The 11,725-nt window shown below is 65.3% G+C and carries 14 protein-coding genes; 11 read left to right on the forward strand and 3 right to left on the reverse strand.

Going from position 1 to position 11,725, the window contains the following annotated elements; genetic code table 11:
- A partial coding sequence (locus LJE63_02460) for an ABC transporter substrate-binding protein (protein ID MCG6905461.1) occupies positions 1 to 1,012 on the reverse strand: 1,012 nt, incomplete at its 3' end.
- Between the two features lie 464 nt (positions 1,013 to 1,476).
- On the opposite strand from LJE63_02460, the gene LJE63_02465 reads away from it, so the two are divergent.
- The 10 genes from LJE63_02465 (at position 1,477) to LJE63_02510 (ending at position 9,325) form a co-directional block, all read left to right on the forward strand.
- Positions 1,477 to 2,019, forward strand: a complete 543-nt coding sequence (locus LJE63_02465) for a bacterioferritin (GenBank protein MCG6905462.1) — start codon at positions 1,477 to 1,479, stop codon at positions 2,017 to 2,019.
- 113 nt (positions 2,020 to 2,132) lie between these two features.
- The gene (locus LJE63_02470) at positions 2,133 to 2,753 is read left to right on the forward strand and encodes a DUF3786 domain-containing protein (protein MCG6905463.1); all 621 of its coding nucleotides are present in this window, start codon (positions 2,133 to 2,135) and stop codon (positions 2,751 to 2,753) included.
- Between the two features lie 45 nt (positions 2,754 to 2,798).
- A complete protein-coding gene (locus LJE63_02475; GenBank protein ID MCG6905464.1) occupies positions 2,799 to 3,161 on the forward strand; it encodes a hypothetical protein in 363 nt (120 codons plus the stop codon).
- Between the two features lie 55 nt (positions 3,162 to 3,216).
- Entirely contained in the window at positions 3,217 to 3,804 is a 588-nt protein-coding gene (locus LJE63_02480; GenBank protein ID MCG6905465.1) for a flavodoxin family protein, read from the forward strand.
- Positions 3,805 to 3,888: 84 nt separating this feature from the next.
- Positions 3,889 to 4,845: a transporter gene (locus tag LJE63_02485; protein ID MCG6905466.1), complete on the forward strand. Its 957-nt coding sequence runs from the start codon at positions 3,889 to 3,891 to the stop codon at positions 4,843 to 4,845.
- Between the two features lie 119 nt (positions 4,846 to 4,964).
- Positions 4,965 to 5,231, forward strand: a complete 267-nt coding sequence (locus LJE63_02490; GenBank protein MCG6905467.1) for a hypothetical protein — start codon at positions 4,965 to 4,967, stop codon at positions 5,229 to 5,231.
- A gap of 91 nt (positions 5,232 to 5,322) precedes the next feature.
- The gene (murB, locus tag LJE63_02495) at positions 5,323 to 6,348 is read left to right on the forward strand and encodes a UDP-N-acetylmuramate dehydrogenase (GenBank protein MCG6905468.1); all 1,026 of its coding nucleotides are present in this window, start codon (positions 5,323 to 5,325) and stop codon (positions 6,346 to 6,348) included.
- A 96-nt stretch (positions 6,349 to 6,444) separates the two neighbouring features.
- On the forward strand, positions 6,445 to 7,815 hold the full coding sequence (locus tag LJE63_02500; protein MCG6905469.1) for an NAD(P)/FAD-dependent oxidoreductase: 1,371 nt from the start codon (positions 6,445 to 6,447) through the stop codon (positions 7,813 to 7,815).
- 7 nt (positions 7,816 to 7,822) lie between these two features.
- Positions 7,823 to 8,455, forward strand: coding sequence for a class I SAM-dependent methyltransferase (locus tag LJE63_02505; protein ID MCG6905470.1), 633 nt, complete (start codon positions 7,823 to 7,825; stop codon positions 8,453 to 8,455).
- An 81-nt stretch (positions 8,456 to 8,536) separates the two neighbouring features.
- Complete coding sequence (locus LJE63_02510; GenBank protein MCG6905471.1) at positions 8,537 to 9,325, forward strand: transporter substrate-binding domain-containing protein; 789 nt, start codon at positions 8,537 to 8,539, stop codon at positions 9,323 to 9,325.
- Positions 9,326 to 9,338: 13 nt separating this feature from the next.
- Here LJE63_02510 and aroQ read toward each other — a convergent pair whose 3' ends face one another.
- Positions 9,339 to 9,785, reverse strand: coding sequence for a type II 3-dehydroquinate dehydratase (gene aroQ, locus LJE63_02515; GenBank protein MCG6905472.1), 447 nt, complete (start codon positions 9,783 to 9,785; stop codon positions 9,339 to 9,341).
- Positions 9,786 to 9,830: 45 nt separating this feature from the next.
- The gene (locus LJE63_02520; GenBank protein MCG6905473.1) at positions 9,831 to 10,367 is read right to left on the reverse strand and encodes a shikimate kinase; all 537 of its coding nucleotides are present in this window, start codon (positions 10,365 to 10,367) and stop codon (positions 9,831 to 9,833) included.
- A gap of 302 nt (positions 10,368 to 10,669) precedes the next feature.
- Here LJE63_02520 and LJE63_02525 point away from each other — a divergent pair.
- Positions 10,670 to 11,725: aminotransferase class I/II-fold pyridoxal phosphate-dependent enzyme (locus LJE63_02525; protein ID MCG6905474.1), on the forward strand; the 1,056-nt coding region annotated here is incomplete at its 3' end.

The following is an 11,725-nucleotide window of genomic DNA, read 5'->3' on the forward strand; positions in this document are numbered from 1 at the left end:
TGGCCGGATCGGGCACCGGCGCCTGGGCCAGGTGGTAGGCGCCGTAGGCCGGCCCCACCGGGCTGAAGCCGTTGCCCAGCGCGGCCAGGCCCGGGCGCACGGCATTGATCAGCGCCTGGTGGTCGGTGGCCAGCTTGAACGCCTGGCGGATGCGCGGATCCGCGGCCAGATGGCCCTTGTCCGAGCGCATGTGGATCGCCCAGTGCATGTTGGAATCATTGGTCAGCAGCTTGGTGTTGGGGTCTTTTTCGATCACCTCGGCAAACTCGGTGGTCAGGCCGCCGACGAAATCAAGCTCCCCGCCGCGCAGGGCTTCCACCTGGCCGCCGATGTCCGGGGAGAAGATGAAGTGGATCTCATCCAGGTGGGGCAAGGGGTTGCCGGCCCCGTCGTCCGCCTTGAAGTGGGGGTTTTTGACCATCACCAGGCGGTCTTCGGGAAAGAAGGACGCGATCATGTAGGGGCCGCTGCCGATGCGGGTCTTGCCGGGGTCCTGGGTCCCCTCGGGGATCACGCAGGCGTGGTAGTCGCCGACATCCGAGGCGAACTCGGGGTTGGGGTGCTTCAGGGTGAAGCGCAGCGTGAGATCATCCAGCGCCTCCACCGCGGTGACGTTCTCGTAGAGCTTGAGGGTGGGGGCGCCGACCTTGGGGTCCCGCAGGCGGTCGTAAGAGAAAACCACGTCCTTGGCGGTCACCGGCTGGCCGTTGCTGAAGGTGACGCCGGGCTGCAGGAAAAAAGTCCAGACCTTGCCGTCGGGGGTTTCCCAGCGGGTGGCCAGGTCGGGCACCGCGTTGTTCTGGGCGTCGATGAAGGTCAGGTGGTGGTACCCCTGCTCGGCCACCAGGATGTCGGTGATATTGGCCGCGAAGTGGGGGTCCAGCACGTTGGTCGGCTGGCAGCCGATTTTCAGCGTGCCACCGGCCTGGGCGGCGTTTGCCGGCATTTCCAAAACCAGTGCCGGGATCAGGGCCAGGGCCGCGAACAGGGCAAAACGTTTGGCTGCCTTCATGGGGCTCTCCCTTCTCCACTGATTGGGCGTCACGGGCGGTCGGGCGCGAGACCGCCCCACGAACGGGGCTTTAACCGGGCCAATGAGGTATCATACGGAGTCGGGCGCGATTTTTCAAATTCCGCACCCGCGGCTGGCGGGGGCGGCAAACCGCTTCAGCGCCAGGACCGGCAGACCGGGAGCGCTGCAAGGGCTCAATTGAATTCCAAAAATACCAGAGTTTCGCTCCCCCGCTTACCCCGAGCTGACGATTTTTTTGCAATACAGCGTCCGCAGCCGAATCTTTTGGCCGCATAATGCCCACCTTCCCAAAAAAGGCTTGATTACCCGGTGGTGAAAATTTAGACTCGGGTCCGCCGGTATTGCCGCCCGGCCTAACGAGGGGTGTTTTCGAAACCCCGGGCCGATAGAGCCTTCATGCCGGCGCACGCCAACCAACCAACCCGAATACCAGGAGGTGCCGCATGCCACAGGCAGAAGCCCAGAAACGCAGGGAAAATGTCATCGAGGTCCTCAACCGCGCCCGCGCGATGGAGTTGCAGGCCATTCACCAGTACATGAACCAGCATTACAATCTGGACGACATGGACTACGGTGAAATGGCCGCCAAGATGAAGCTCATCGCCATCGACGAGATGCGCCACGCCGAGGCTTTCGCCGAGCGCATCAAGGAACTGGGGGGGGAGCCCACCAGCGAAAAGTCCGGTCCGGTGGAGCGCGGGCAGGAGGTCGAGGCGATCTTTCCCTTCGATATGGACCTGGAAGACGACACCATCGTGACCTACAACCAGTTTCTGCTGGTCTGCCGGGAAAACGGCGACAGCATCAGCATGAAGGTGTTTGAAACCATCATCGACGACGAGCAGCTGCATTTCAACTACTTCGACAGCGTCCGGGCCCACATCGAAAAGCTCGGGCCGGCCTACCTGGCCAAGATTGCCGGGACCCCCTCCTCCACCGGGCTGCAGCCCCAGGGGTTTGCCGTCAGCGGCGGGGGCGCCGAGTAGCTTTGATCAACCGGTAAATCAAACCATAGACGGTTTCGAATTAAGTGCCAACCTTCCCCGGCCCCCCGGCGGGGGTTGGGGCCCCCCAGGGGCAGCGCTGCCGAGGAGCCTGGATGATGGCGTCCGAGACATCCGTTTTTGAGGTCACCTGCAGGCAGTACCGCGACCAGCTCGGTCGAATGGAAACAGCGCCGCTGGCCGCCCGGCTGGGGGTGCAGGTCGATGGGGACGGGGTGCGTGTGCCGCTGCTGGGGGCGCTTTATCGCGTTTCGCCGGGCGGCGTTTACGATCCCGCCGGGGAAGTCCCCGGCTTCGACGTCTGCGTGGTGCTGCTCAAATATCTGCTGCGCTGCCCCGACCTGCCGCCGACGGCCAGGGACCTGGTTTCCTATCGAGGGCTGAAGGATTCCGGCCCGTTGACGGTCTACTTCGCCAATGAGGTCGAGGGCGCCATCGCCGCCGCCTTCAGCGGCCGCGCCGCCGCCCTGGCGGCGGCCGGCGCGGCCCTGGGCGGGCGCGTGCCCGACATCGGCGCGCGCTACGACCTGGCGCTGCAGTTCGATGCGCTCCCGCGGGTCCCTCTTTGTCTGCTTTTCAACGATGCCGACGATGAATTCCCCGCCGCCTGCAGCCTGCTTTTCGAGCGCCGCGCCGAGGTCTATCTCGACCCGGAATGCCTCGCCATGCTGGGCCGGCATCTTTTCGTGCGGCTGAAACGGGCCGCGCCCAAATGACCGGCGAAGGGGCGGGCCGACCCTCGCACCCCTCAGGAGACCGGTATGATCACCAAAATTGACAGACCCGCCATCATCCCGGCCGCGGGCAGCGAGTCCAAACGGATCGAGGAGTATGTCGGGCGTGTGAACACCGGTTGCAGCGTGGTCAGCATCGCGCGCATGCTAAGCGCCGGCGGCTGGCAGGAACCGGGCCAGCAGCCGGAGTTCAGCGAATATACGCTGGTGTTAAGCGGGATGCTGCGGGTGGAAACCACCGACGGCAGCCTGGACATTTCGGCCGGCCAGGCGGTGGTCGTGCCCGCCGGGGAATGGGTGCGCTACAGTACCCCCAACCCCGAAGGCGCCGAGTACATCGCCGTCTGTCTGCCGGCCTTTGCACCGGAGACGGTCCACCGGGATGGGTGACCGTCCCCAAAACGGTTGCGCCGCCGACGGGCCGCCGCAGCCCAGGATACCCGCCATGCCCCCCAAAATCGTGTTCGTTCAGGGAAGCCCTCGCTCCCATGGCAACACCCGCGCGGTTGCCGCCGTGGCCATGGCCGCCGCGCGGGAGCAAGGGGCCGAGGTGGTTGAGATCGACGCCGTTCGGCTTGAATTCAAAAAACCGGGCTGCACCGGCTGTCAAAAATGCCAGCAGTCCGAGAGCTTTGTCTGCACCCTCGGCGACCAGGTGGCCGAGGCGGTGGCCACCCTGCCGCGCTACGACGTGATTGTCCTGGCGACCCCGATCTACTGGTGGAGCTATACGGCCCAGATCAAGATCTTTGTCGACCGGATGTACTCGCTTTCCAAATTCACCGAAGGTGGGACCATCCGAACGCAGCTTGGCGGCAAGACCCTGGCGCTGATGGCCACCGGCGGCGGGCCGCTGGAAGACAACCTGAAACTGCTCGAACGCCAGTGGAAAACCCCGGCCGACATGCTCGGCTGCGCCTTTGCGGCCTGCCTGTTCCCCTTCACCCCGCCCCAGGCCGGGGCCCTGCAAAAGGACCCCGGCGCCATCCAAAAGGCACGGGAATTCGGCCGCTTGCTGGCAACCGCGAAGTAGTGTCGGCGCAACTTCACCCGGCTGGCCGGCGCTGGCGCCGAGGTGCCAACTTTTTCAACCATTTCGGGAAAGGAGTCTTCGACGATGGGAATTCGCAAGCTTTTATCGGTGGGGCTGGCGGCAGCGGCGATCCTTTGGGCGGCGGGCGCGGGGGCCTACGACCTGCCCTCGGTCAACCTGGGGTTCACCAGTTTCCTGGACGGCGGCCCCCCGGCGGGCCCGGGCGTTTATCTGACGCAGTACGTCCAGTACTTTTCCTCCGATCGCTTCACCGATCAGGACGGCGACCGCTTGCTGCCCCGTGAGGCCAACGAGGACCTGGATGTCTGGGTCAGCCTGACGCAGCTCATCTACCAGTCGGACCGGGCGGTGCTCTTCGGCGGCAAGTGGGGCCTGGACGTGATCGTTCCCGTGGTCGACCTGAATGTCGATTACGATATCGACGGCCCCTTTCCCGAAGACAACGGCACGGGCTTCGGGGACCTGCTGGTCGGCCCGTTTCTCCAGTGGGACCCCGTCATGGGCGCCAAAGGCCCGGTCTTCATGCACCGGGTGGAATTCCAGCTGATCTTTCCCACCGGCAAATACGACGACGAGCGCGAGCTCAACCCAGGCAGCAATTTCTTCTCCTTCAATCCTTACTGGGCCGGCACCCTGTTTCTCACCCCGCGCTGGACCGTCTCCACCCGCCTGCATTACCTCTGGAACGCCAAGAACAACGATCCCAACCGGAGATTCGGCGATGCCGACGACACCCAGGCGGGCCAGGCCGTGCACGCCAACTTTTCCACCGCCTACGAAGTCTGGCCCAAGCACCTGCGGCTGGGCATCAACGGCTACTACCTCAAGCAGGTGACTGACACCCAGGTGGACGGCGACGACCTCGACGACAGCCGGGAGCAGGTATTCGGCATCGGCCCCGGGCTGCTGTGGCACATCACCCCGGACGCACACCTGTTCTTCAACTCCTATTTCGAGACCAGCGCCGAGAACCGGCCCGAGGGCGAGCGCTTCAACCTTCGGCTGGTCTATCATTTTTGAGCCTTCCGGGCAGCTCTCGGCAGGCGCACCTTGGGAAGCAGGCGGGTTTGTTTTACACCTGCTTCAGCGGAGAAACGGGTGCAGAGGTGTTTTTTCCCCTTAGTCAAAGGAGGCAGCGCATGACCGGCTCCAAGGAAAAACTGGAAGAGATCCTCAAGGACCTGGCCCGGCGCAGGGACGAGATCGCTCTCAAACTGCATCTCGGAAAAGCCGAGGCCAAGGAGGAGTGGGAGAAGCTGGAGAAGAAGTGGCAGGCCGCCAAGTCCCAGAGCAAGACCCTGGCGGGGGTGGTCGGCGAGTCGGCCCAGAATGTCGGCTCGGCCCTGGAGCTTACCCTCGGGGAGCTCAAAAAGGGCTATGAGCGGGTCAAGAAAATGCTCAAATGACCCCGGACGGGCGGATTGCGGCGGTTGACCGCTGAACGGCCTGCGGGCTTCGGGCAGACCATCCGCTGGCGGAAGGTCGGGGGCAAGTCCCATGGAGATCCGTAAAAACCATCCTCTGGCGGCCCTGACCACCTTCGGGGTCCCCGCCGCGGCCGAAACCTACGCGCGGTTCGTCAGCGAAGCCGAAATCCTCGACTTCCTCGACCAGCAGCCCCTCGTAAAGCGGCCCCGGCTGGTGCTCGGGGGGGGAAGCAACCTGCTTTTCGTGGGGGATTTCGACGGCGTCCTGCTGCACCCGGATCTGCGGGGGATCACGATGCTCGAGGCGCGCCCGGGGCATGTCCTGGTAAAGGCCATGGCCGGCGAGAAATGGGACGACCTGGTGGCCCTGGCGGTGGCCAGCGGCTGGGGCGGCCTGGAAAACCTCTCCCACATTCCGGGCAGCGTGGGGGCCAGCGCGGTTCAGAATATCGGCGCCTACGGGGTTGAAGTCCGGGGAGTCATCCAGCGGATCGAGGCGATTGCGCTTTCCGAGCGCCGCAAAGTGACGATCCGCCCCGAGGCGTGCGGTTTCGCATACCGCTACAGCCATTTCAAGGGGCCCTGGCGGGGCCGCTTTCTCATCACCGCCGTGGTTTTTCGGCTGTCTCGCCAGCCGGCCCTGGTCACCCACTACCCCGGCGTTCTGCAGGCCGTGGAACGCATCGGGGACCTGAACCTCGGGAACCTGCGCCGGGCGATCGCCGCCATCCGGCAGGCCAAGCTGCCCGATCCCGTCAGGCTGGGAAATGCCGGCAGCTTCTTCAAAAACCCGGTGGTCAGCCGGTTGCAGCTGGACAGGCTGCGGTCCGATTTCCCCGACCTGCCGTGCTACCCCCAGGGCGCAAAGGGTTTCAAGCTAGCCGCCGCCTGGCTGATCGAAAAATGCGGCTGGAAGGGTCGGGCCGTGGGCAATGCCGCGGTCCACGAGCACCAGGCCCTGGTCCTGGTCAACCGCGGGGGCGCCACTGGCCGCGAAATCCTCGACCTGTCCAAAGCGGTGCGCCGGTCGGTGCGCGACACGTTCGGCGTCGAGCTGGAGCGCGAGGTGCTGGTGGTCGGATCGCAGGCGGATTGAAAGAAAACCGGCTGAAGAGGGCGGCGGCAGGATCTGCGATGGGCTGCGCTCGACCGCCGGCCGACCCCGAAGCCATAACCTTTTTCGGAGAAAATAATGGATTCTTACGATGTCGTAATTGTCGGCGCCGGAACCGCCGGTCAAACAGCCGCCTACGAACTCAGCGCCGAGGGGCTCTCGGTGGCCGTGGTTGAAAAAAGCGATCGTCCGGGCGGGATTTGCGCCCTGGCCGGCTGCCAGGCGAAAAAATGGTTCTACGAGGTCACCGAAACCATGGCCAGGTCCCGGCACCTGATGGGAAAGGGAATCGTGGCGGCCCCCGAAGCCGACTGGTCTGCCATACTGGAGCAGAAAAACCGGTTTACCGCGAAGGTCCCCGAAGGGACCGTCAAGGGTTTCGGCAAGGCCGGAATCGACTTTTTGAAGGGCGTCGCAAAATTCATAGACGACCGCACCCTGGTGGTCGACAGTCACGAGATCCGGCCGCGCTTCTGCGTTCTGGCCACTGGTGCGGCCCCCATGCGGCTGCCCATCCAGGGGGCGGAGCACATCGTGACCAGCGACGATTTTCTCGACTTGAAGACCCTGCCCGGCCGCATCCTTTTTGTGGGTGGCGGGTTTATTTCCTTTGAGTTCGCGCATTTTGCCGCCCGCCTGGGCCCGCCGGAGCGCCAAATCGTCATTCTGGAGGCCGCCGAGCGGCCGCTGGGGCCGTTTGACGCCGAGATGGTCGATCTGCTGGTGGAAGCCTCGGCGGTGGAGGGCATCGGGCTGCTGACCGGGGTCAAGATCCAGTCGGTCAGCCCAAAGGGCGCGGGTTTCGTCGTCGCCACGGCCGCCGACGGCGCCTTCGAGGTCGACCTGGTGGTCAACGGCGCGGGGCGCGCCCCGCAGTTGGACGGTCTCGCTCTGGAGGCCGCCGGCATCTCTTACTCCCGCCAGGGGATCGCCGTCGACGCCGGCATGCAGACCGCCAACCCGAAGGTCTTCGCCGTGGGCGACTGCGCCGCCACCATCCAGCTGGCGCGGGTGGCCGACTACGAGGCGCATGTGGCCGCCCGCAACATCCTGGCCGCGCTGGGGCGCGGCGCGGCGGCCACCATCGACTACGGGGCCGTTCCGGCGCTGCTCTTCACTTACCCCCAGTGCGGCATGCTGGGGCAAACCGAAGCGGCCCTGAAAGAGGCGGGAACCCCTTACCGCAAAAGCTTCGGCAAGCATCTGGGCTGGCCCACCTACACCCGCATCGGCATGGGGCACGCGGCCTACAAGATCCTGGTGGGGCAGGACAAGAAGATTCTCGGGGCCCACATCCTGTCGGACAACGCCGCCGGTCTGCTCAATACCCTGGGTTTCGCCATGCGCCACGGCATTGCGGCGGATGCGCTGTACTGGCAGAACATCATGAGCCCCTACCCGTCCCGTGAAAGCGACCTGATTTACATGCTCAAACCGTTTCTGGACTAGCCGGGGCATGGCGACCCACCAGCACCCGGTCCGGGGGCGGCTGAACGCCTTTTTGCTCGACCGCCTGGAAGGGTTCATGGACCGCGTCTACGGCGGCCGCAAGCGGGCCATTTTCGGCGGCCTGCCGGCCCGCGTGGTGGAGATCGGGCCCGGCCCGGGGGCCAACCTGCGCTACTACGCCCCGGGAACCACCGTGATCGCCGTCGAGCCCAACCCCAGGATGCACCCCGCGCTGCGGGAAAACGCCGCCCGTTATGGGCTCAAGCTTGAAATTCGCGGGGTCGGGGGGGAGCGGTTGGATATCGCGACTGCCAGCGTGGGGGCGGTGGTGGGCACCCTGGTCCTCTGCACGGTGGGAAACCCGCGCCAGGTGGTATCCGAGATTTACCGGATTTTAAAGCCCGGCGGCCGCTATCTGTTTCTGGAGCACGTCGCGGCGCCGCCGGGAAGCGGTTTGCGGCGCCTGCAGGGGATCCTGCAAGCCCCCTGGAAATGGCTCTTCGAGGGCTGTCATTTGAACCGCGACACCCACCGGGTGCTGGGCGAGGTCGGTTTCAGGCGGATCGAGATGGACTGCTTCATGCTGCCCTCCGCCGTGATGCCGTTTACCCCCCACATTTTCGGGATGGCGCTCAAGTAGGCCGGCCGCATCCCGCGGGCGCAGGATCACGACCGGGTGCCGCCTACCGCTATGAACCTTTTTGGGAAGGAGGATGCCGTTATGAAAAAAATGTTGTCCGTTGCGGTCCTGTTCGTGGTTTTGCTGCTTTGCCTCTCCCCGTCGGCCTTCTGTGCCCAAAAATCGCTCCTGGACGTCATTCTGGAGCGGGGCCAGATCCTGGTCGGCACCACCGGAGACTTCAAACCCTTCAGCTATCTCAACCCCCAGACCGGCCAGTTCGAGGGCCACGATATCGACGCGGCGCTGAAGCTTGGTGAGGACCTCGGGGTGACGGTGCGGTTTGTCGAAACCACCTGGCCCACCCTGGTCCAGGGCATCCGGGAAGGTCGCTACGACATCGCCATGTGCGGCATCACCCGGACCCTGGGCCGCCAAAAAGAGGTCGGCCTGACCGCGCCCTACATCGCGGTCGGCAAATCCCCGCTGATCCGCAAAACCGACCAGGAGCGCTTCAAAACTCTGGCGGATATCGACCGCCCCGGCGTCAAGATCGGCGTCAACCCCGGCGGCACCAATGAGCGCTTCGTGCAGGCCAATATCAAGCAGGCCGAAATCGTTGTGGTGCCAAAAAATCTGGCTATTCCCGACAAGCTGGCCGCCGGTGAGGTGGACGTCATGATCACCGACAACGTCGAGGCCATGCTGGTGGCCGCCAAACGGGCCGAGCTGTTTGCCGTTGCCCCCCAGGAGACCTATACCCGGGACGACTTCGGCTACATGTTCCCGCGCGACGAGTTCGCCCTGCAGAACTGGCTCAACCTCTGGGTGTACCAGATGCATGCCAAGGGCGAGTTCCAGAGGCTCAAGGCCAAGTGGATCGCCGAATAGCGCCCCCGGTGCCTCAGGGGGCCGCAGCCAGCAGTCCGGCGGCGGCCCTGAGCCCCAGCAGATAGCTGTCCACCCCGAAGCCCGATATCTGGCCGCAGGCCACGGGGGCGATCACCGAATGGCGCCGGAAAGGCTCCCGGGCGTGGACATGCGACATGTGGACCTCCACCACTGGCGCCTGCAGGATCGCCAGGGCGTCCATCAGGGCGTAGCTGGTGTGGGTCCAGGCGCCGGCGTTGATCACCACGGCGTCAACCCGGTCGCGGTGGGCCTGGTGGATTTTCTCCACCATCGCGCCCTCATGGTTGGTTTGGAAGCACTCCACGCGGATTTCCAGCTCCGCTGCCAGTGCGGCGATTTTCTCGTCGATCTGGGCCAGGGTCAGGCGGCCGTATTGGGTGGGGTCGCGGTGGCCGAACATGTTCAGGTTGACCCCGTGCAGGACCAGTACTTTTTTCATCGTTTCCCTCTAAAGGTGGGTGCGGCCGTTGTTGGATGGGGCCGGTCAAGATGGGGGGGCGCACGCCAGGGCCTTGCGGATGATGGTCAGCAGTTCGGCGACCACCTGGGCCGGGATTTTGCCGGAGGTGCCGATCTGGGCAAACTGCCGGTAGCCGCCCTCCCGCTCCCGCATGAGGGCCAGCAGGCGCGCCATGGGGTCCGGCCCTGCCAGCATCGGGCGCGCCACCCCGGGGTCGGCGGCGACCCGGGCGATTATCTCCTCGGCGCTGGCCGCCAGGCAGAACACCAGCCCCTCACGACCTAAAGCGGCGGCGTTGGCCGCATCCAGCATCAGGCGGCCCCCGGTGGCGATCACCAGGCCCTGGCACGCGCCCAGTTCGCGCGCCACCGCGGCCTCCAACGCGCGAAAGGCGGCTTCCCCCCGGCGTTCGAAAATCTCGGGTACCGTCATCCCGCTGCGGGCTTCGATCAAGCGGTCGGTGTCCACGAAACGGTAGCCCAGCTGGGCCGCCAGGCATTTGCCGACGGTGGTCTTGCCGGTTGCCATGAAGCCCGTCAGAATGATGTTGCGTTTTTTCATTTTCGGTTTTTCCGGGAAGGCGCCGCAACCGGCGGCTTTCACCGGCAAGGCCGCCGAGGCAGGCTCAAGCGGGGCCCAGGGCCTTGATTTTTTTGTGGAACCACCGAAGTCGGTAGCCACTTCAGGCCCGCAAGTCAAGCGCTTTTTGCTTTGCAACCGGCCCGCAGGCCAGCGGCCACCCGTCCGGCGAGGCAGATGGACTCGGGTTGCAGCGGCCCCATGGGCCCCGGAATTTTTGGCAGACCTGACATCACTTTGCCTCGGCGAGTAGCGCCGCCGGGGTGCAATCTCGGGAAACAGCGATGAAATTCGACACGCAAGATCTGAAGATTCTGGAGAAGGCCCTGGACAAGCTCTCCGAGGGGTTCGAAAGCCTGCCGGACGCCGCACCGGCGTTGGACCGCGAGCGCTTGGAGGCGGTCCTGTTGGAGGTGGCCGCCCGGTTGCAGGACAACTACCCCTATTTCCACCCGCTTTACGCCGGCCAGATGCTCAAGCCGCCGCACCCCGTGGCGCGCCTGGCCTACATGCTGGCCATGTGGATCAACCCCAACAACCACGCTCTGGACGGCGGCCGGGCGAGTTCGCGGATGGAAAAGGAAGCCGTGGCCGAGATCGCGGCGATCTTCGGCTGGCACCGGCACCTGGGGCATCTCACCGGCGGTGGCACCCTGGCCAACCTGGAGGCCCTTTGGATTGCCGGCCGGCTGAAACCGGGAATGAAGGTCGTGGCCTCCGAGCAGGCCCACTACACCCATCAGCGGATCTCCGAGGTGCTGGGGCTGGCCTTTGAGACCGTCGCCTGCGACGACGACGCCCGGATGGATCCGGGCGCCCTGAGGGAAATCCTGGAGAAAGGTAGGGTCGGCACGGTGGTGGCCACCGTCGGTGCCACCGGCACCGGCGCGCTGGACCCCCTGCCGGAGATCCTGGCGCTGCGGGAAAAGTACGGATTTCGGCTGCACGCCGACGCCGCCTACGGGGGCTACTTCCGTCTGGCCGACAATCTGGACCCGCCGGCACAGGCGGTTTTCGAGCGCATCGGCGAGGTGGACTCCATCGTCGTCGACCCCCACAAGCACGGGCTGCAGCCCTACGGCTGCGGCTGCATCCTGTTCCGCGATCCGGGGGTCGGCCGGTTTTACCAGCACGACTCGCCCTATACCTATTTCACCTCATCGGAGCTTCACCTGGGCGAGATCAGCCTGGAGTGTTCGCGCGCCGGGGCCTCGGCGGTGGCCCTGTGGGCCACCCAGCGCCTGCTGCCGATGGTGCCGGACGGGGAGTTCGCCGCCGGTCTTTCCCGGGGGCGCGCCGCGGCCCTCGATCTCTACGAGCGCATCCAGGCAGACAAGCGC

It is taken from the genome of Desulfobacteraceae bacterium, from assembly GCA_022340425.1.
In the GTDB taxonomy this organism is placed as follows: Bacteria; Desulfobacterota; Desulfobacteria; order Desulfobacterales; family JAABRJ01; genus JAABRJ01.

Bases quoted from the DNA above. Each gene is read 5' to 3' on its own strand.
- LJE63_02465 (MCG6905462.1), top strand. From the start codon at position 1,477: ATGCCACAGGCAGAAGCCCAGAAACGCAGGGAAAATGTCATCGAGGTC.
- LJE63_02470 (MCG6905463.1), top strand. From the start codon at position 2,133: ATGATGGCGTCCGAGACATCCGTTTTTGAGGTCACCTGCAGGCAGTAC.
- LJE63_02475 (MCG6905464.1), top strand. From the start codon at position 2,799: ATGATCACCAAAATTGACAGACCCGCCATCATCCCGGCCGCGGGCAGC.
- LJE63_02480 (MCG6905465.1), top strand. From the start codon at position 3,217: ATGCCCCCCAAAATCGTGTTCGTTCAGGGAAGCCCTCGCTCCCATGGC.
- LJE63_02485 (MCG6905466.1), top strand. From the start codon at position 3,889: ATGGGAATTCGCAAGCTTTTATCGGTGGGGCTGGCGGCAGCGGCGATC.
- LJE63_02490 (MCG6905467.1), top strand. From the start codon at position 4,965: ATGACCGGCTCCAAGGAAAAACTGGAAGAGATCCTCAAGGACCTGGCC.
- murB (MCG6905468.1), top strand. From the start codon at position 5,323: ATGGAGATCCGTAAAAACCATCCTCTGGCGGCCCTGACCACCTTCGGG.
- LJE63_02500 (MCG6905469.1), top strand. From the start codon at position 6,445: ATGGATTCTTACGATGTCGTAATTGTCGGCGCCGGAACCGCCGGTCAA.
- LJE63_02505 (MCG6905470.1), top strand. From the start codon at position 7,823: ATGGCGACCCACCAGCACCCGGTCCGGGGGCGGCTGAACGCCTTTTTG.
- LJE63_02510 (MCG6905471.1), top strand. From the start codon at position 8,537: ATGAAAAAAATGTTGTCCGTTGCGGTCCTGTTCGTGGTTTTGCTGCTT.
- aroQ (MCG6905472.1), bottom strand. From the start codon at position 9,785: ATGAAAAAAGTACTGGTCCTGCACGGGGTCAACCTGAACATGTTCGGC.
- LJE63_02520 (MCG6905473.1), bottom strand. From the start codon at position 10,367: ATGAAAAAACGCAACATCATTCTGACGGGCTTCATGGCAACCGGCAAG.